The organism is Bradyrhizobium sp. CCBAU 45389 (genome assembly GCF_028128625.1).
In the GTDB taxonomy this organism is placed as follows: domain Bacteria; phylum Pseudomonadota; class Alphaproteobacteria; order Rhizobiales; family Xanthobacteraceae; genus Bradyrhizobium; species Bradyrhizobium liaoningense_B.
In genome coordinates this window covers 88,080-104,082 of sequence record NZ_LBIY01000094.1, presented here as the reverse complement: position 1 = coordinate 104,082, position 16,003 = coordinate 88,080, and the positions used below count along the sequence as shown (strand labels likewise).

Below are 16,003 nucleotides of genomic sequence, written 5' to 3'. Positions count from 1 at the left end.
TTCACGGGCAGATGACGCACGAGTCCAGCCGGGTTTGACCAAAGCAAGGCGAGGGGATGGAGATGATGCGACGCTCTTCCGCCGTTTGTGGTGATGGAACCCGGTTGATCAAACACGCGCAATTGTTCCGGTCTGCCTTGTTTTCAGCACGATTTGGGCAGCATCTGGTGCTGCTGGGGGTGCTGCTATTTGCTATCGGGGGGCCGGTGGTGCCAAGATCTGTTTTCGCTTTCTTCGTCGTTGCCTTGCTGCCGCTGGGCGGTTGCATGCAGACAACGCTTTCGCCGTCGACCAACGCGAGCATGACGCCGCGCGACCGGCAATTGCTTGCGCACACGCCTTACGCCCAGGCCAAAGTGCCCGAGCAATATCTGCGTCACATCGTCGATTATCCGCGCAAGGAGCAGCCGGGCACGATCCTGGTCGATACCGACGCGCGCTATCTCTATTTCGTGCTGCCCGACGGGAAGGCGATCCGCTACGGCGTCGCGGTCGGTGAGGAGGCGATGGCCTTCTCCGGCGTTGCGCGTGTCGGGCGCCTCGCGGAATGGCCCGACTGGGTGCCGACGGCGGACATCCAGGCGCGGCTTGGACCATACCCGGCGCGCGTGCCCGGTGGTGCCGCCAATCCGCTGGGCGCGCGCGGCATCTATCTCTATGTCGGCAACAAGGACACGCTCTACCGCATCCACGGCACCAACCAGCCCGAATATATCGGGCAGGCGATCTCGTCGGGCTGCATCCGGATGCGCAACGAGGACGTGATCGACCTCTACGACCGGGTGAAGCTCAATTCGACCGTCGTGGTGCTGCCGCCCGGACAGAGCGCGCAGGTCCAGTCCGGCCGGAGCTGGCGCGGATAGGGGCGTTCGGCGAGGAAGCGCTGGGGCGCTGCTTGCCGACAATTTTATCCATTGTCTTGCGCGGGCCGTAACGCTTCGCGTCTAGCGTGCAGCGAGCAAGGGGTTGCTCGCATGTATCTCGTCAAGAATTCGCCGCGCGCGCTGTTCGCCGCGCTGAGTCCGCTCGCCATCGTCGAAGCTGTGCTGATGGTCTTTGCCATCGCGGGCGGGCAGGTGACCGATCCCGCAGGCACACCGGCGCCGGACCAGATCCTGGTGCTCTTCGCGGGCCGCATGGCCATCAATGCGGCTTTCCTGTTTGCCGGGCACGTCGTGCTGAGGCAATGGACCATCTCGAGCCGGCTCGCCTATGGGCTGATGGGCGGCGTCATGGCCGCGGCGAGTTATGCCATCGCCATCCGCAACCACATCCAGCTGGCCGCACCCGGCGACGGTACGGTGGTGACGATCGGCCTGTTGCCGACGATCGCGGGAATGATCGGCGGATTCCTCTATGGCCAGTTTGCCGGTCTCAGTCCGGTAGCACGCGCGGTCGGCGCGATCCCCGCCGCTGACGCACCGGCGGTGCCACCACCAATCGTATTCGACGGACCGGTCCGGGTCCGCACGTCGATCGCCGGCATCGCGATTGCGGCCCTGATGCCGACCGTGCTCGCAACGCTTCTGCCCTACACGCTGGTGCCGCTCCTGATGAACGGTTTCGCGGACAAGAGCACCGCTCATATCTTCGCGTCCGTGATCCCGGCGCAAACCTTCATGGTCATGATGGTGATCTCGGTCATTCCTTCGAGCATCTTCATGCTTTGCGTGCACCATGTCGCGCGAGCCGTGAGTCGCCGCAGCGCGTGGGAATACGCGGCGATCGGAGGCGTGGCGGCGTTCGCCTGCGTGCTGCTGCTGGTATTGGTCGTGCCGATCCTCGCTGCTCTCCTGGTGCCGGCGGCATTTTGCGGCGCCATTATGGGCGCGCTCTATCGCCGCTTCGCCGGCCTCGAGCCGGTGCCGTTGCCGGAAGCGGTGATCGCAACCGATCCGAACGCGCTGGTCGGCGCCGATCATCCGTCGCGACGCCAGCACGGCGTCATCCTCAGCAACTGATCGCCAGGGGCGGAAACATGAAAGAGATTGCGGCGCTCGGTGCGGGAATAGCGATCGCGGCCGTGGCAGCGGCCTGGTTCATGACCGGACCTGTGGTGGTCAACGCGGAGCTCAAACCGCTGCAGGCAAGCGCGAACATGCCGGTGTTCAAGCCGGTGCCGTCGGAGCTGGCGCGCTAGTACGCCGACGACGATCACATCGTTTTGAAGCGATGGCGGGTGAATGGCTTCACAGCCGATCCGCTCCGGTTGCGCTATGCCTTGATGGCTCGCTGCCATTGGAGGCATCATGCAAAAATACTTTGATCCATTGAATGAGAACGACCGCCGCATTGTGCGGACATGGCGCCTGGCCGCGTTCGGTTTCTATGGCTCCATCCTGGCCGGAATGATCCTGTACGTCGTGCTGCACTGGAATCCGGAGGTCAATTATGCCTCTGCCGATTCCGCCGCACACGCCAAGCTCGTGGGCAGGCCTGGTGGAGGCGCGCCGTTCTCGCCCTAGTTCTCAGGCCGCGCGATGCGCCATTGCAGGGTCGTGGCCGTGCCGTTGGCGTCGCCCGGCGCCTTGTCGGCCGGCGAGGTGTAGAGCGGGCGGTAGCGATAGGCCCACATCTTGCTGCCGTCGTTGCGGTCGATCACGGTGAAGTCGCCGACGGCCCTGGCATCGGCGGTTGCGGCCAGCGGCACCCAGCTCTCGGTGCACTTGCCGTTGCAGTTCGAGCTCTTGCCGGTCGTATCGCGCTCGTAAGTGTAGAGCGTCATGCCCTTGAGATCGACCAGCTTCGGGCCCTGCTTGGTCAGGACCACCTTGGCCGGCGCGGTCGTCGCCTCGGGCTTGGGCGGAGGAGGGGCATCGCCGCCGCCATGGCCGTTCGCGAGTGCAGGGACGGTCGAGAATGCGATGGCCGCCGCGACGATGATGAACCTGGACACCCAAAACTCCCGAACGGCAAAGTTAATCGCGCGTTAAGCGCCGAATGACGCCGACCGTAGCAGCCGAAGGTTAGTTCCAGGTTTCGCCGCACTGCGACGATTACGCACAAACATGCTCATTCGCGCAGCGGGGCGCGGCTGAGCTCGTTGCCGGCGGCGATCGCCTTGCGCAGCAGCCGCATCAATTCCTCGCCTTCCTTTGCGCTGAGTCCGCGCAGCATGATGCGCTGCGCGGCCTCGACCGCCGGCGTGATCTTGCGCAGCGCGCGCCGGCCTTCGTCGGTGATCTCGAGCTCGCGGGCGCGGCGGTCGCGGGGACTGGCACGGCGCTCGATGAGACCCTTCTGCACCAGGCGGTCGATCACGCCGGTGATGGTGGTCCGGTCGTAGGCGATCAGGCCTGCGAGCGTGACCTGGTCGAGCCCCGGATTGGCCTTGATGGTCGCGAGCGCGGCGTATTGCACCGGCGTAAGATCGAAGCCGGCATCCCCGACCTCGGCCAGGAACACCGCGACCGCAATCTGCTGGAACCGGCGCGCCAGATGCCCGGGCATGTCGTTGTTGTCTTTCACCGAATTCTCCTTGAGCGCAGGGACGGTGCGGATCATTGACAAGTATACTGATAGTCAGCATACTGAGCAATATCGAAGAAGACGTTGACGGGAGAGGTGCTCATGCAATTCCATCTGAATGGATTTCAGCCGGGCGACCCCGAGATCGCCGATCCCGCCGAGCGGGTTCAGGCCTCAGGCGCAGCGGGCACGGTGCCCGCCGAGGTCGATGTGCTCATCGTCGGCTGCGGCCCCGCCGGCCTCACGCTCGCCGCCCAGCTTGCGCGGTTCGGCGACATCAAGACCTGCATCGTCGAGCAGAAGCCGGGCCGCCTGCTGGTCGGTCAGGCCGACGGCATCGCCTGCCGCACCATGGAGATGTTTCACGCCTATGGCTTCAGCGAGCGCGTGCTGAAGGAAGCCTATTGGGTCAACGAGACGACGTTCTGGAAGCCGGACGAGCGCACGCCGGAGCAGATCGTCCGCAGCGGAAGGGTGCAGGACGTCGAGGACGGGCTGTCGGAGTTTCCGCATGTCATCCTCAACCAGGCCCGCATCCATGACGGCTTCCTCGATGCCATGCGCAAGGCGCCGGGCAAGCTCGAGCCCTATTACAGCCGCCGCCTGATCGACCTCGCGGTCGATCCGGCCGCCGGTCCCACTGGCCATGCCGTGACTGTGCGGCTCGAACGCGTCGATGCCGGAAGCGAAGGCAAGGTCGAGACGATCAGGGCGCGTTATGTCGTCGGCTGCGACGGCGCGCGCAGCACGGTGCGCAAATCGATCGGCCGCGAGTTGCACGGCGATTCCGCCAACCATGCCTGGGGCGTGATGGACGTGCTGGCGGTGACCGATTTTCCCGACATCCGCTTCAAGTCCCTGATCCAGTCGGCGAAGGACGGCAGCCTGCTGATCATTCCGCGCGAGGGCGGCTACATGGTTCGCATCTATGTCGAGCTCGCCAAGCTCGATGTCGGCGAGCGCGTCGCCAATCGCAACATCACCGCCGACGACGTGATCGCGAAAGCGCAGCGGATCCTGAAGCCGCATACGCTTGACGTGAAGGAGATCGCCTGGTGGTCGGTCTACGAGATCGGCCAGCGCCTGACCGACAAGTTTGACGACGTGCCGGAGGCCGAGATCGCCTCGCGCCTGCCGCGCATCTTCATCGCTGGCGATGCCTGCCACACCCATAGCCCGAAGGCCGGGCAGGGCATGAACGTCTCGATGCAGGACGCCTTCAATCTCGGCTGGAAGCTCGCCGCTGTTCTGCGCAAGCAATGTGCGCCGAGCCTGTTGCATTCCTATTCGGCCGAGCGGCAGGCGGTTGCAAAGGAGCTGATCGATTTCGATCGCGAATGGGCCGGCATTCTCGCGTCGGCCGCCAAGGCCGGCGGCGCGGATGCGGCCAAGACGCAGGATTATTTCGTCCGGCACGGCCGCTACACCGCGGGCACGGCGACGCACTACCGTCCATCGCTTCTCACCGGCGCGACGTCGCATCAGCATCTCGCGCAGGGGCTCGTGATCGGCAAGCGGTTCCATTCCGCGCCGGTGATCCGGCTGGCGGATGCCAAGCCGGTGCATCTCGGCCACGCCGCGCAGGCCGACGGCCGCTTCCGCATCTACGCGTTCTCTCCGGCTGAGAATCCCGCAGCGTCCGGCTCGGCCATTCGTGCCTTGTGCAATTTCCTCGCTGAATCCCGGAAATCTCCAATCCGGCGATATAGGTCCAGAAGCGGCGATATCGACGGCGTGATCGATCTGCGCGCGGTGTTTCAGCAGGATCATCGCGAACTCGCCGTCGAGGCGATGCCATCGCTGCTGCTCCCGCGCAAGGGGCGCTACGGCCTGATCGACTACGAGAAGATGTTCTGTCCGGACCTCAAGAGCGGTCACGACGTTTTCGCAATGCGCGGCATCGATCGGACGGCCGGTTGCATGGTCGTGGTGCGGCCCGACCAGTATGTCGCGAGTGTGCTGCCGCTCGACGATTTTGCCGGGCTCGCCGCGTACTTCGACGCCTTCATGCTGCCGGTGAACTGACGCTTCAATCGATACGCTTGCCGCGCCGATGAACGGCGGATGAACATTGAACTCCCTGCGCGGCGCGCTCTCAAACTTTCGGCTGCTGAAGTGATGACAGGCGGAACGCTCGTTCCGCCTGCGCGTTCCGTCTCGCAGAGGAGGAACACGCCATGAGACTCAGAAGCATTCTGGTTGCAGCATTGCTGCTCGCCCCGACGGCCGCGCTGGCCGCGCCGGGCATCGTCACCGTCTCGACCGGCTTGCGCGCCGGTCCAGGCTCCGGCTTTCCCCTGGTCGATCGCGTCCCCGGGGGCGCCCGCGTCAACATCCATGGCTGCTTGCGCGGCAATGCCTGGTGCGACGTGAGCTTCTCCGATGATCGCGGCTGGGTATCTTCGCAATATCTCGAATATCTCTACCGCAATCGCTACGTCTATCTCCCCGACTATGTCGACGAGATCAACGTGCCCGTCGTCCCGTTCGTGCTGACCTCGTACTGGTCGAGCTACTATGAGGGGCGGCCCTGGTATCGCCGCCACGCCTACTGGAATAACTACTGGACCTCGCATCAGCGCTTCGCGACGCGGATGACGATCGACCCGGGCGCAGCCCGCATCGGTCGTGCGGCGACGCGTGACGCGACGATCGCACTGGAGCGCCAAGGCGTGCGTGGCAAGGGTGCTGCGGCGATCTCGGGACGTGACGCCACGACCTCACGACGCGACGCTGCGATCACGACAAAGCGCGACGCGGCGATCACGAAACGCGACGCTGCGGTTGCCGCCGACCGGACGCGCGCCGGACGGAGCGAGCGCATCGCGCATGAGCGGACCAATGTGCAGACTCGCAACCCGCGCGATGCTCAGGCACGCGTGATGCACGAACAGGCCGCGAGCCGCGCTGCTGTGCGTGCCCAGCCGATGGCACGTGCGCATGAAGCACCGCGTGTGTCGGCTGCACCACCCGCCGCGCGATCCGCGACGCCGCATGTCGCGCAGCCGAATGCGAGCCACGGCTCGCCGATGAATGCCCGCGCGCAGATGCCGGCGCCGCGTGCTGCTGCGCCTGCAACGCCGCACGGCGGTGGCGCTCCGCACATCAATGCCGCGCCACGTGGTGGCGGTGGCCCGGCCGGCGGCCCCGGCGGCGGTCACGACAAGCGCTAGCATGGCCTGAAGGAAAGCCCGGCCCTCGCGCCGGGCTTTCTGCTGATTTGATCCGGGTTCCCTGCGCGTACAATTTAAGAAAGTTCTTCGCGGGCAGATTTCATCGATCGTAAGATGTGTACCCAAAGATGCAATCATCCACTCGGGGCAGCGGGGCACGGGAGGATGACGATGAGACAGAGTCAGGCGGAGACGCGCCGCCAAAATGTCGCGAAGCGGTCGATGACCAAAGAGGCCAAGCAGCTGGCCGGCCTGATCGCCGGACTGCGCAAATCCCTCGATGGGATTCACAAGGAGCGGATGAGCAAGAAGCTGACCGGTGCCGAGATGGGCATGCTCGACGAGCGCCGTAACAATTTGCTGCTCACCATCGCAGCCCTCGACGATCGCCTCTCGGCGGTGCAGGGGCTGATCGATCTCGGCCGTCCCCACATCATCCGTGTCCACTGATCGCGCGCGGGCTTAAGGCTATCGGTTTCGTCGCGGCGGCGACGAGGCCAGGCTTGGCTGCCTTCTCTGGGTGGCATTGGGATTGGCGTAGCACTGCGCGGACTACCCGGATGCCGTCGCGGCGCACTACGTGATCGTCGTAAAACTGCAATCGATATGGCTGCCGTCGATGGTGTAGACCTCGATGCAGGCGGGATAGCGCGGATCGCAGGTCTGCGCCGCTGCCGGCGCGCCGACCAAGGCGATGCCAAGCAAGCCCGTGACAAGCTGAATCGCATTCATGATCGGGCATAATCGACCTCCCTTCGGCCCGCCGGAGCCGAGCACAATGCTGCCTGCGGATGGCACCAAATTGCCACGCTCCCGGCGAATTGCCGCCAAAGCCCGCTGCCACGAGGGAGCGGGTGCAGGGCAACGCAAGGGGATGCGCATTGGCCTACAAAATGGTCGCAGAACGCGACAATGAGAAGTACAGTTTTGCCCGCGAGAGCCGGCTGCTCATCGTGGCGAAGGCGAAAGTGTGGGCGAGCGAGGGCTGGCGGGTCGTCATCACCGACCAGGACGGCAAGGCCTACGCGCCGGCCGAATTCGATCAGTTGCTGGCGGCGTGACCGCAGGACGGGGCGAGGGGAAGACGTTGATATCGCCATTCCAACCGGGGCGCGGTTTGATCGCGCCCTTGGTGATTCTTGCCGCGGCCGCCGCACTGACGGTGACGGTTGCCTCCGCGCAAAACCTCGATGCCGGCAAGTCGCCCGAGAAGCTGTTTGCCGACGGTTGCGCGACCTGCCACCGCAGCCCGCGCGGCCTGGCCAAGGGACGCTTCAGCTTGACGCTGTCCTGGTTTCTGAAGGACCATTACGCGACCAGTTCCGACTCGGCCAAGGCACTTGCCGCGTATCTGGAGTCCGTCGATACGCCGCCGCCGCGGGCCGCGGCCAAGCCTGGCACAAAGCCGTCCAAGTCCGCGCCACGTCCCCCCAAGCCGGTGACCAGCCACTAGTCACGGACAAAGCCGATCACGCGCGATTGCACTCTCAATCAAAAATAGAATGAGATTGTCTGAGCTGCCGTGAGGTGGTATTAAACCTGAAGTAGTTTCAGTATCTAAAACAACCGAGATGTCCCGTCGGACCTGTCTCGGGATTTGGTCGCACATCACATTTGAGCTCGGCGAGGGCGGGGCGGTTGAGCTCGCATCCGTGAGGACCTCCCATGAAGCATTGGCAGTCTTTGGCCTTGGTGCCGCTGGCATTCGCCACGGCGCTGGTGGTGGCACCACTGCGGCCGGCCGCGCAGGCGCAATCGCCGCAAGCGGCACCGCCCTATATTCCGCAGGCCAGGTTCTGCGCCAATGGCAGCAATGGGCTGTGCTCCATCGTGCCGGCCTATATCGGCCCCGATCCGGGCCTTGCGGAAACACAGGGCTATAACGGTCTCTACGGTCAGCCGCCGCAGAGCGAGAAGGCGGACGTGCAGTCGCCGTTCGACAACATGGCCTGGCAGATGTTCGTCGCGCTCAACTGGGTGGCGAGCGGCGTCAAGGAGCCGCCGGCGCAGGGACTGACGCAGCCGGGGCGGCGGGTCTGGCAGACCTATCCGACGGTCTCCTCGCTGTTCGGCAACGCGCCTGTCATCGCCGGCTGCCCGCAGGCGCTGGCGCTTCCGATCTTCCATATCGGCTCGAACGGCAAGGGCCAGCCGATGCCGAACAATGAAGAATATCTGCAGGCCGCAACCAACAAGCCGCTGATCGACGTCAACGGCAACTGGACCCTGTTCGAGCGGCGCGTCAACGAGATCGAGGCGCAATATCTGCGCGCGCCCGGCGGACAGAAGTCGCAGACGCTGACGACGAGGGCGGGCCAGCAAGAGTTCATCAATAAAAATCCTGGCGGCGCCGACTTCACGTCGTCGGCGACGGTCCCTGATGGCACCAACGGTTCGATCGAGATCAAGGCGTCCTGGCGCATCCTCGATCCGTCCAAGGACGATCCGTCAAAGTTCTTCACCCAGAACATCCTGCTTGCGGTCTCAGGCGATCTCGTGCGCGACGGCCGTCCGTTCTGCCGCAGCGAGCGGGTGGGGCTCGTCGGCATGCACATCCTCCAGCGCAATCCGCTGGACAAGACCAATCCGGCGCTGCGGCCGCAATGGATCTGGGCGACGTTCGAGCATGTCGACAATGCGCCGCTCGCAAATGCGCCCTGCAACGTCGCGGACGGTTGCGGTACCGACAAGGCCACGAACTGGATCAACCAGCCGAGCTGCGGGCCGGCCAGTCCCGCCCCGGGCGCGCATTTCTCGTTTTTCAACACCGGCGCGCCGTCGAGCCTCGGCACCAACATCTCCCCGCAATCGCCCGGCGTCGGCAAGACGGCATTCCCCTGGAATCCGCGCAAGCCCTATGCGCAAGGCGGCACGACCAGCGCAACCGCGCAGCCGCAGGCGGTGCGCTGCTGGCGGATCTATCCGACGACGAGTACTCTCAACGAGCAATGGCGGATGGCGCTCGGCTCGCTCAAGAGTGTGTTCGGGAATTACATGCTGGTCGGCACGCAATGGGGCGGCAACGTCGAACCGCCGACCCCGCCAAATCCGATTCCATCCAATGCCGTGCCGGGCATGCTATCCAACATGACACTGGAGACCTACATCCAGAATTATCTGAGCAATGGTCCCGCGGGCCCGGGCTCATGTGTCAGTTGCCACAGCTTCGCGACGCTGGTCGATGGCAAGACCTCGGCGAATTTCAGCTTCCTGCCGGGGATCGTGGAGCCGGCATCGCTGCGCGCGAAGATCAAGACGGCGCCGTGAGGTGACCTGTAGCCCGGATGGAGCGCAGCGCAATCCGGGATTAGTAGTTGCGGAAAGACTGTCCCGGATTACGCTTCGCTCTATCCGGGCTACGCAACAGAGCCGCTACGCTCGCCGATAGGTCTGCGCGATCAGCCGGTCGTGCACGGCGCGCAAGTCGGCGTTCATGCGTGTCTGTCCGGTCGTGACAAAGGTCAGCCAGGCGCCGTCGGCGGCGAGACGCACGATGTGCAGCTCGGGCGTGCCGTCGGTCGCGCGGTGGCGCTTCAGCCGGGCCTTCATCCAGTCGTTCCAGAGCCGGCGCAGTGACGGATCGGTGACGACGACCATGCTCAGCGCCGACCATGGCGTCGCAAGGCCGAAGGCCTTGCCGGTGAACACCGCATTGACATAAGCGCGCGTAAAACTGCCGCGCGGCTTGGGATCGGCTTCGATGGCGGCGTCGATCTCGGCATCGACGCGGCCGAGCAGGTCGGCGAACAGGCCCTCGATCAACGCCTGCTTGCTGCCGAAGTGATGAAACAGTCCGCCCTTGGTGACGCCCGCCGCCGCCGCCACCGCCTGCACGGTGACGCCGGCGACGCCATGGTCCATGGCGATGGAAGCGGCGTGATCGAGCAGGGCGCGCCGCACCTGCTCTGGCTGCTTGGCGCGGGTATAGGCGCTTCCCGGCATCAATGCACCGTCGTCTCCGAGAACAGGTTGATGATCACGACCCCCGATACGATCAAGCCAATGCCGACGAAGGCCGCAGCGTCCAGCATCTGCCGGAACAGCACGAACGAGACGGTCGCGGTCAGGATGATGCCGACGCCGCCCCAGATCGCATAGGCGATGCTCAGGGGGATCACCCGGATCGCGACCGACAGCGCGTAGAACGAGGCGACGTAGAACAGCACCATGGCCAGCGTCGGCCAGGGGCGCGTGAATTGCGCGGACTGCTGCAGGAAGGCGGACGCGGTGACCTCGAAGACGATGGCGAGGGCAAGCGCTGCGTAGGCGTTGAAGGCGGAGGTCATGTCAGGCTCGGGCATGGCGGCAAGAAAGATACCGCGCGGTAGGTATGTTTAGCATGCGGAGCGCGGCCTTTGCCTTCAACCGTTATCACGTGTCAGTGACGACCTGCGACATGTCGGGAGCGCACTGAAGCCGCCGCGCGGCGAATCGTGCGGCGGCTTCAAGCTCTTGTGGTGGTTCCGGGAGCGGCGCTAGTTGATCCGCACGGAGAGTTCGACGTCTTCGGCAAAGGGCGTGGACATGTAGCCGCTTCCGGGGGCGCGCACTCGCGCCAGATAGTCGGGGCTGTGGTCGGCGTTGTCGGCGACGATGATCGCACCCGGCCTGAGATGGCCTTCGACCAGATCCAGGATATCAGGGTAGAGCGCTTGGCGCCGTCGAGCAGCACGAGATCGATCGTATCCGGCAGATCGGCACCCAGCGTTTGCAGCGCATCGCCTTCGCGGATTTCGACGAGGTCGATCAAGCCGCCGGCCGACAGGTTCTCCCGCGCCCGCGCGGCTTTCGACGGCTCGAACTCGCTGGTGATGAGGCGACCGCCGCCATTGTCACGCAGGCCTGCGGCAAGGTGCAGGGTCGAGAGGCCGAACGAGGTGCCGAACTCGACGATCGTCCTGGCGCTGGAGCTGCGGGTCAGCATGTAGAGCAGGTGACCCGTCTCGCGCGAGACTGCGAGCGGCGCGTCCTTCAGGCGTCGATAGAGATCGGCGTAGTCGGTCTTGCTCCGCAGCATCCGTTCCCGCTCGGCGTCGGACAGATCGGCCACGGCGGCGTGCGTTGTGCCGCTTGCGGCCTCGGCCTCGAGGAAGAGGCGATCCAGCAGCGGCGCAAGCGATGTGATGGTGGTCATTTCAGGTCTCCTGAGATCGCGAACAAGCGCGTGCTTGCGCGGAAGCTAAAATACGACTAATTCGTCGCATTCGCTATTCGCATTGTCCAAGGGCGCCATGGCCGATCGTCGAAGCCGTTCAGTTTCCTCGCGAAAACAGCCGCAGCAGGTGCGCTCCACGGAGCTGGTGGCGGCCATTCTGGATGCGGCTGTTCAGGTTCTGGCGAAGGAGGGTGCGCAGCGTTTCACCACGGCGCGGGTGGCGGAGCGGGCCGGGGTGAGCGTCGGGTCGCTCTATCAATACTTTCCGAACAAGGCGGCGATCCTGTTCCGCCTCCAGAGCGATGAGTGGCGGCGCACGAGCGACATGCTGCGCGGCATCCTGGCGGACGGTGCGAAGGCGCCGCCGCTGCGGCTGCGCGCGCTGGTCCATGCCTTCATCCGCTCGGAGTGCGAGGAGGCCGCGATCCGCACCGCTCTCAGCGATGCCGCGCCGCTCTATCGCGATGCCCCCGAGGCGCAAGAGGCGCGGGCTGCCGGAAAGGGAATCGTCGCGGCGTTCATGCGGGAGGCGCTGCCCAAGGCTCCGGATGCGACGCGCGCTCTCGCCGGCGAGTTGATCACGACGACGTTAAGTGAGGTCGGCAAGCGGTTCTCGGAGGCGCCGCGCAGCGAAACGGAGATCGCGCGCCAGGCCGACGGACTGGCCGACATGTTCTGCGCCTATCTCGGCGAGCTTGCGCGGCGCCGAATTCATTCCTGACATCCGCCTTTTGCAAGGCGATATCGTTTCGGCCTTGGCCGGATGATGGAGTAGCATCGTCCTTCGTTGAGCCAATCGAGCACCGCGCCATGCATGTCCTCCGTCCCCAATTCCACATCGAGGAGCAGGCTGCGCTGGAATTCGCCGGGCAACGCGGCTTCGGCGTGGTCGTAGCAGTGGACGAGCGCGGGCCGCGTGCCTCGCACGTGCCGTTTGTGCTAAACAGGCGCGACGGGCGCGCGATCGTGCAGATCCACCTCACCGCGAAGAATCCGCTCGTTCCGCTGGCGGATGGCGCGAGACGATTCCTGCTGATCGTCGCCGGCGACGATGCCTACGTCTCCAATGACTGGTATGCCTCGCAGGATAACGTCTCGACCTGGCTCTACGAGGCCGTGCACCTGTCAGGCGTGGCGCATCTGCGGGGGCTCGAGGACAACCGCGGGCATGGCGATGCGCTGCTCGCGGTCGCCGAGGCGCGGTTGCCAAAGGCGCCCTGGGACCTCGTGCAAATGGAGCCGGAGAAGCGCGAGAGCATGCTGGCGGCGATCCGCGTCATCGATCTTGTGGTCGATACCGTCGAAGGGCAGGCCAAGCTCAACCAGCACAAGAGCGATGCGGATCATGTCGCCGTTGCGGGCCGACTGGCGCGGTCGGAGGAGACGGGGCATCGGCGGCTGGCGCGGAAGATGCAGGCGCTGCGCCCGGGGCTCGGGTACGATTTTTCGTGATCCGGGCTGCGCTTGCCTTGCACCGCGATTGACCTTACGGACCTCCACATGCTCGTCATCTCCATTCAAAGCCAGGTGGTCCACGGCCATGTCGGCAACAGCGCGGCCGCCTATGCCATGCAGGCGGAGGGCGTGAACGTCGCGGCGGTGCCGACGACGCTGCTGTCGAACCATCCGCGCTATCCAACCCTCCGCGGCCGCGTGCTGGAGACCGAGCTCGTCGCCGATCTGCTCAAAGGCGTCGAGGAGCGCGATCTCGTCGACGAGGCCGCGGTGCTGGTCACCGGCTATCTCGGCTCGCCCGGCAATGCGGCTGTCGTCGCCGATTTCGTCGAGCGGGCGCTGATCCGCAATTCCAAACTCATCTATCTCTGCGATCCCGTGATCGGGGACGATGGCCGGGTCTATGTCGCCGACGGCATCCTCGATGTGGTGCGGCACCGGCTGCTGCCGGCCGCGAATCTGACGACGCCGAACCAGTTCGAGCTCGAACTGCTTGCAGGTGTTGCGATCGCGGATACGCAGGGCCTGCGCGCGGCATGCGCGGCGCTCGCTGGCGAGGGCCGCATCGACGTCGTCGCGACCGGCTGCACGCTCACTGACACGCCTGACGGGCAGGTGGAGACGATCCTTTGCGCGGACGGCCAGCTGTCACGCTTTGCGACGCCGCGACTGCCGATCCGCCCCTATGGCACCGGCGATCTGCTCACCGGCCTGATCGCGGCGCATCTGGCCAAGGGCAAGGCGATGGAGGCTGCGGTGCGGCTCGCGGTCGAGACCATCTTTGCCGTGCTGGTGCGCACGCAAGAGGCCGGCACGGCCGAGATGCGGCTCGTGCCGCTGCCCTCGGTGGGACGCAAGCCGTAACGGCTCAGGTCGCGCGCTTGCCGGCCGATTGCGCCGATTTCTGTGGCTTGGTCGAGCCTTTCTGCTCGCGCGCGGCTTGCGCCTTTGGCAGCTTGGCATGCGCCACGGCCCGCGCCTTCTTCGGCTTGGCGCTGGCAACGTCCTTGCGGTCCGCGGTGCCACGCTTCGAGATGTATTCGGCGCCGTCGATCGGGCCGACATGCGGCGGATCGCGGCCGAGATAGGGCCGGCCGATGCCCAGCGCCTTACCGTTGGCGTCGACCCATTTCCACAACACTTCAGTCGAGACCCAGCGCTGCGCGCGGTTGTTGCCGGCGGTCGAGACGATGTCGGCCGCCATGCCGTGGCCATAGCCGCCGCGCGTGCTGCCGCCGTGATAGGAGCGGTCGGAGGCGGCCTTCAGGCCGCTCGCGATCGATTGGCGATAGTCGTCGCGGAACGCGCTGGTGATGCCCGGCGACAGGCCGGCGGCTTCGGCGGCGAGCAGCGTGCGAAACAGTTTTCGCTTGAAGCTCTTGTCCATGCCGCCGATGACGTAATCCATCATCGACATGCGGGCGTGCTCGGCTGCTTTCGGATCCTTCCAGCCGAAATCCTCGTCGACCAGCTTCGTGAAGCTGCGCATGACCGTGACCATCTTGCCCCTGCGCTTGACGGTGACGGCGCGGCGCTCCTGCACCTTGATCGAGTCCTCCTTGGGCGTGCGCTGGTAGAGCGCCCAGAGATAGCGATCGATGCAGGCGTCGATGACGAAGCATTCGTCGAGCACGGCGATGGTGTCGGCCGGTGGCGACGCCTTGCTTTCGGTGGTGGCTGCCGGCCCGGTCGCAAGCGCTGCGGGCGACAGCGCGTCGGTGGCCACGATCTCGGCGGGATCGGCGGATGCGAGCTTGACCGGCTCCTGCACGGGTGCGGCCTCGCTGGTGGCGGGCGCCGGCTCGGGCAGAATCTGCGGTGCGGGTGGCTCGCTCGGCAGGATCAGCGCCGGATCGGCGGAAGCGAGCTTGACGGCAGGGGCGGGCACTTCAGGCGCCGCTGCCTCGGTGACCACTGGAACCGGTGTCGCGGCAGCAGCGGCGGCGATGTCAGCCGTCAGCGCAATGCCATCCTCGATCGTCGCAGCGCGCGGAATATCGGCGAGATCGAGACGGCTGAGGTCTTTCGCACGCGAGATTGCGGACACGTTGGCGCCGCTGTTCTCGATCACGGCAGGGGCATAGGCGGACAGAGAGAGCGCCAGCCAGCCGGCCATGACGGCAGAGGGGCACGCGACTGCCACCAGAAGAGACCGCCGATCATTCATGATCCCTGCCTCCAAACGGTTCTGTCCGAACCAGTCTTCTCGGACAGTCTTGCACAGAAAGGCACGCAGCACGTCAATTGTTCGGGGGACCGTGTGGCGGCGCAATGGCGTAAATCGGCGAAAACGGGCTTTTTGGGGAAGTGTGGCCTCGGAGCCACGCGCGGGTTCCCGCCGTTGTCGACTTCGATAAATACGAATCGGACGGGTTGCGGCAACTTTCCAGAGGGGCATGGCGTTTGTCGGCCATGACGCATTCCTCGCTTCGTCCCATGGACGCCTTCGATCCCACCGAGCCCGCCGTCCTGCACGATCGTGTTTCCGGCAGGATCATCACCTGGACCGCCGATCAGGCCGAGGATTATCGGCGGGCCAGCCGCCTTCGCGGCGATGGGACCGTGGCCTGGAAGACCTATGTCTTCGACGGCTGGGGCGACGTCCTCGGCGGCTGAGCCCGCCGAATCAGGAAATCCGTCCAAGGCGTTGGGCGCGTTAAACATATTGCCATGCGCCGGGCGCGATATTGCGTTGCAACAACGCATGTCGCAATGCAGCAAATCAGGCTTAGATGTGCTCCGAAACTTCCTT

General features: G+C 65.3%; 20 protein-coding genes and 1 pseudogene. 14 read left to right on the top strand and 7 right to left on the bottom strand.

All coding sequences use genetic code 11. The features are described from left to right. The first annotated feature begins 266 nt into the window (after nucleotides 1-266). The 4 genes from XH79_RS25780 (at nucleotide 267) to XH79_RS25765 (ending at nucleotide 2,465) form a co-directional block, all read left to right on the top strand. Entirely contained in the window at nucleotides 267-863 is a 597-nt protein-coding gene (locus XH79_RS25780; protein ID WP_212337039.1) for a L,D-transpeptidase, read from the top strand. Nucleotides 864-974: 111 nt separating this feature from the next. After that, complete coding sequence (locus tag XH79_RS25775) at nucleotides 975-1,961, top strand: hypothetical protein (RefSeq protein WP_271583403.1); 987 nt, start codon at nucleotides 975-977, stop codon at nucleotides 1,959-1,961. A gap of 17 nt (nucleotides 1,962-1,978) precedes the next feature. Next, entirely contained in the window at nucleotides 1,979-2,140 is a 162-nt protein-coding gene (locus XH79_RS25770; RefSeq protein ID WP_271583402.1) for a hypothetical protein, read from the top strand. Nucleotides 2,141-2,249: 109 nt separating this feature from the next. Then, on the top strand, nucleotides 2,250-2,465 hold the full coding sequence (locus XH79_RS25765) for a hypothetical protein (protein WP_271583401.1): 216 nt from the start codon (nucleotides 2,250-2,252) through the stop codon (nucleotides 2,463-2,465). Here XH79_RS25765 and XH79_RS25760 read toward each other — a convergent pair. Both XH79_RS25760 and XH79_RS25755 read right to left on the bottom strand, forming a co-directional pair. Then, nucleotides 2,462-2,896 carry a COG4315 family predicted lipoprotein gene (locus tag XH79_RS25760; protein ID WP_212337032.1) on the bottom strand — a complete coding sequence of 145 codons (435 nt, stop codon included), beginning with the start codon at nucleotides 2,894-2,896 and terminating at the stop codon, nucleotides 2,462-2,464. The genes XH79_RS25765 and XH79_RS25760 overlap by 4 nt on opposite strands. 116 nt (nucleotides 2,897-3,012) lie before the next feature. Continuing rightward, nucleotides 3,013-3,468, bottom strand: coding sequence for a MarR family winged helix-turn-helix transcriptional regulator (locus XH79_RS25755; protein WP_212337030.1), 456 nt, complete (start codon nucleotides 3,466-3,468; stop codon nucleotides 3,013-3,015). 102 nt (nucleotides 3,469-3,570) lie between these two features. On the opposite strand from XH79_RS25755, the gene XH79_RS25750 reads away from it, so the two are divergent. The 3 genes from XH79_RS25750 to XH79_RS25740 all read left to right on the top strand — a co-directional run bounded on the left by XH79_RS25750 (nucleotide 3,571) and on the right by XH79_RS25740 (nucleotide 7,091). Further along, on the top strand, nucleotides 3,571-5,493 hold the full coding sequence (locus XH79_RS25750; RefSeq protein WP_271583400.1) for an FAD-binding monooxygenase: 1,923 nt from the start codon (nucleotides 3,571-3,573) through the stop codon (nucleotides 5,491-5,493). A 152-nt stretch (nucleotides 5,494-5,645) separates the two neighbouring features. Next, complete coding sequence (locus XH79_RS25745; protein WP_271583399.1) at nucleotides 5,646-6,641, top strand: SH3 domain-containing protein; 996 nt, start codon at nucleotides 5,646-5,648, stop codon at nucleotides 6,639-6,641. 171 nt (nucleotides 6,642-6,812) lie between these two features. After that, a complete protein-coding gene (locus tag XH79_RS25740; RefSeq protein WP_183239459.1) occupies nucleotides 6,813-7,091 on the top strand; it encodes a hypothetical protein in 279 nt (92 codons plus the stop codon). A gap of 126 nt (nucleotides 7,092-7,217) precedes the next feature. Here the strand turns inward: XH79_RS25740 and XH79_RS43145 are convergent, their stop codons facing one another. Next, nucleotides 7,218-7,373 (bottom strand): hypothetical protein, encoded by a 156-nt coding sequence (locus XH79_RS43145; RefSeq protein ID WP_333938889.1) that lies wholly within the window; start codon nucleotides 7,371-7,373, stop codon nucleotides 7,218-7,220. A gap of 122 nt (nucleotides 7,374-7,495) precedes the next feature. Between XH79_RS43145 and XH79_RS25730 the strand changes: the two genes are divergently transcribed. The 3 genes from XH79_RS25730 to XH79_RS25720 all read left to right on the top strand — a co-directional run bounded on the left by XH79_RS25730 (nucleotide 7,496) and on the right by XH79_RS25720 (nucleotide 9,908). Next, nucleotides 7,496-7,702 (top strand): hypothetical protein, encoded by a 207-nt coding sequence (locus XH79_RS25730; protein WP_212337022.1) that lies wholly within the window; start codon nucleotides 7,496-7,498, stop codon nucleotides 7,700-7,702. 71 nt (nucleotides 7,703-7,773) lie between these two features. Further along, entirely contained in the window at nucleotides 7,774-8,094 is a 321-nt protein-coding gene (locus XH79_RS25725) for a hypothetical protein (protein ID WP_212338204.1), read from the top strand. 212 nt (nucleotides 8,095-8,306) lie between these two features. Beyond that, nucleotides 8,307-9,908 (top strand): hypothetical protein, encoded by a 1,602-nt coding sequence (locus XH79_RS25720; RefSeq protein ID WP_271583398.1) that lies wholly within the window; start codon nucleotides 8,307-8,309, stop codon nucleotides 9,906-9,908. A gap of 105 nt (nucleotides 9,909-10,013) precedes the next feature. Here the strand turns inward: XH79_RS25720 and XH79_RS25715 are convergent, their stop codons facing one another. The 3 genes and pseudogenes from XH79_RS25715 to XH79_RS25705 all read right to left on the bottom strand — a co-directional run bounded on the left by XH79_RS25715 (nucleotide 10,014) and on the right by XH79_RS25705 (nucleotide 11,775). Further along, nucleotides 10,014-10,583, bottom strand: a complete 570-nt coding sequence (locus XH79_RS25715) for a TetR family transcriptional regulator (RefSeq protein WP_271583550.1) — start codon at nucleotides 10,581-10,583, stop codon at nucleotides 10,014-10,016. After that, nucleotides 10,583-10,927, bottom strand: a complete 345-nt coding sequence (locus XH79_RS25710; protein WP_018644652.1) for a DMT family transporter — start codon at nucleotides 10,925-10,927, stop codon at nucleotides 10,583-10,585. Before XH79_RS25710 ends, XH79_RS25715 begins: the two co-directional genes overlap by 1 nt. A gap of 189 nt (nucleotides 10,928-11,116) precedes the next feature. Further along, nucleotides 11,117-11,775, bottom strand: a pseudogene (locus XH79_RS25705) (O-methyltransferase). A gap of 97 nt (nucleotides 11,776-11,872) precedes the next feature. Between XH79_RS25705 and XH79_RS25700 the strand changes: the two are divergent. From XH79_RS25700 to pdxY, 3 genes are all read left to right on the top strand, one after another. Next, a complete protein-coding gene (locus XH79_RS25700) occupies nucleotides 11,873-12,517 on the top strand; it encodes a TetR family transcriptional regulator (protein WP_271583397.1) in 645 nt (214 codons plus the stop codon). Between the two features lie 89 nt (nucleotides 12,518-12,606). Further along, entirely contained in the window at nucleotides 12,607-13,248 is a 642-nt protein-coding gene (locus XH79_RS25695; RefSeq protein ID WP_271583396.1) for an FMN-binding negative transcriptional regulator, read from the top strand. A gap of 48 nt (nucleotides 13,249-13,296) precedes the next feature. Then, nucleotides 13,297-14,115, top strand: coding sequence for a pyridoxal kinase (gene pdxY, locus XH79_RS25690; RefSeq protein WP_271583395.1), 819 nt, complete (start codon nucleotides 13,297-13,299; stop codon nucleotides 14,113-14,115). Nucleotides 14,116-14,119: 4 nt separating this feature from the next. Here the strand turns inward: pdxY and XH79_RS25685 are convergent, their stop codons facing one another. Continuing rightward, nucleotides 14,120-15,418, bottom strand: a complete 1,299-nt coding sequence (locus XH79_RS25685) for a hypothetical protein (protein ID WP_271583394.1) — start codon at nucleotides 15,416-15,418, stop codon at nucleotides 14,120-14,122. Between the two features lie 245 nt (nucleotides 15,419-15,663). On the opposite strand from XH79_RS25685, the gene XH79_RS25680 reads away from it, so the two are divergent. Then, nucleotides 15,664-15,867, top strand: a complete 204-nt coding sequence (locus XH79_RS25680; RefSeq protein WP_271583393.1) for a hypothetical protein — start codon at nucleotides 15,664-15,666, stop codon at nucleotides 15,865-15,867. Nucleotides 15,868-16,003: the final 136 nt, after the last annotated feature.

What these genes read in the sequence shown, in the direction of transcription:
- XH79_RS25780 (WP_212337039.1), top strand. Translation starts at nt 267, where the DNA reads ATGCAGACAACGCTTTCGCCGTCGACCAACGCGAGCATGACGCCGCGC.
- XH79_RS25775 (WP_271583403.1), top strand. Translation starts at nt 975, where the DNA reads ATGTATCTCGTCAAGAATTCGCCGCGCGCGCTGTTCGCCGCGCTGAGT.
- XH79_RS25770 (WP_271583402.1), top strand. Translation starts at nt 1,979, where the DNA reads ATGAAAGAGATTGCGGCGCTCGGTGCGGGAATAGCGATCGCGGCCGTG.
- XH79_RS25765 (WP_271583401.1), top strand. Translation starts at nt 2,250, where the DNA reads ATGCAAAAATACTTTGATCCATTGAATGAGAACGACCGCCGCATTGTG.
- XH79_RS25750 (WP_271583400.1), top strand. Translation starts at nt 3,571, where the DNA reads ATGCAATTCCATCTGAATGGATTTCAGCCGGGCGACCCCGAGATCGCC.
- XH79_RS25745 (WP_271583399.1), top strand. Translation starts at nt 5,646, where the DNA reads ATGAGACTCAGAAGCATTCTGGTTGCAGCATTGCTGCTCGCCCCGACG.
- XH79_RS25740 (WP_183239459.1), top strand. Translation starts at nt 6,813, where the DNA reads ATGAGACAGAGTCAGGCGGAGACGCGCCGCCAAAATGTCGCGAAGCGG.
- XH79_RS43145 (WP_333938889.1), bottom strand. Translation starts at nt 7,373, where the DNA reads ATGAATGCGATTCAGCTTGTCACGGGCTTGCTTGGCATCGCCTTGGTC.
- XH79_RS25720 (WP_271583398.1), top strand. Translation starts at nt 8,307, where the DNA reads ATGAAGCATTGGCAGTCTTTGGCCTTGGTGCCGCTGGCATTCGCCACG.
- XH79_RS25715 (WP_271583550.1), bottom strand. Translation starts at nt 10,583, where the DNA reads ATGCCGGGAAGCGCCTATACCCGCGCCAAGCAGCCAGAGCAGGTGCGG.
- XH79_RS25710 (WP_018644652.1), bottom strand. Translation starts at nt 10,927, where the DNA reads ATGACCTCCGCCTTCAACGCCTACGCAGCGCTTGCCCTCGCCATCGTC.
- XH79_RS25700 (WP_271583397.1), top strand. Translation starts at nt 11,873, where the DNA reads ATGGCCGATCGTCGAAGCCGTTCAGTTTCCTCGCGAAAACAGCCGCAG.
- XH79_RS25695 (WP_271583396.1), top strand. Translation starts at nt 12,607, where the DNA reads ATGCATGTCCTCCGTCCCCAATTCCACATCGAGGAGCAGGCTGCGCTG.
- pdxY (WP_271583395.1), top strand. Translation starts at nt 13,297, where the DNA reads ATGCTCGTCATCTCCATTCAAAGCCAGGTGGTCCACGGCCATGTCGGC.
- XH79_RS25685 (WP_271583394.1), bottom strand. Translation starts at nt 15,418, where the DNA reads ATGAATGATCGGCGGTCTCTTCTGGTGGCAGTCGCGTGCCCCTCTGCC.
- XH79_RS25680 (WP_271583393.1), top strand. Translation starts at nt 15,664, where the DNA reads ATGACGCATTCCTCGCTTCGTCCCATGGACGCCTTCGATCCCACCGAG.